Source organism: Dawidia cretensis (genome assembly GCF_018598175.1).
Lineage (GTDB): Bacteria > Bacteroidota > Bacteroidia > Cytophagales > Cyclobacteriaceae > Ohtaekwangia > Ohtaekwangia cretensis.
In genome coordinates, this window is the sequence record NZ_JAHESE010000094.1 from 1 (window position 1) to 713 (window position 713).

The following is a 713-nucleotide window of genomic DNA, read 5'->3' on the forward strand; positions in this document are numbered from 1 at the left end:
CCCAGAGGTAGAATGCGATGCCCAGCAGCCACATGAGGGCGCGCTGCCCCGACGAGTCCCGGAAGTAAAAATCCAATGCTTTCCGGCCGGACCGGTACGAATTGTCGAGCTCTTCCTTAAACTCGGTGGTGACGGTGGGCGCGGGCTCCCACAAAAAGTTATACTCTTTGCTAAAGGCCTGTATACCCGAGCGGGTGAGCCGTTCTTCGATCTGGTTAAAAAGATCGGACGCCCGGATCGACTTTTCGGATACACCGGTCTTGAGCGTATTGACGATGTTCAGGTTGTGCTGCAACAGGCTGTCCGTTGCACGCCAGGCGGTGCGCAGCTCGCGCAGGTGGGGCAGCAACAGCTTGCGGTTGACAGAGTCTTTGTATAACTGGCGCAGCAGCGAATCGCGGCGCAGGATTCTCAGTTCTTTGCGCAGCCCTTGCAGGGTCGTATCCGCCACCTGGATGCGCGCACTGTAACGCTCAAGGTCGTGCTCCACGTTTTGTAGCAGCACGCTAAACATCTGCAGGTTACGCAGATTTAGGGCCGCGCTGTATTTCTTCAGGTTTTGCTCCACCAGCACCAGCGCCGTGTCGCATTCCCGCAGCTTGCCTTCCAATGTAAGCACGTCGGGCCGCAGGGGGATTTCGTTCTCCAGGCTGTGCAGCGATTGGTGAACTTCACCGATGCGCAACATATACTCACCCGACGTAGGCTTATCC

1 protein-coding gene is annotated in these 713 nt (G+C 57.2%); it reads right to left on the bottom strand.

Annotated elements, in window-relative coordinates; all coding sequences use genetic code 11:
- Positions 1-713, bottom strand: a 713-nt coding sequence (locus KK062_RS29860) for a hypothetical protein (RefSeq protein WP_254088052.1), incomplete at both ends; no start/stop codon positions are given.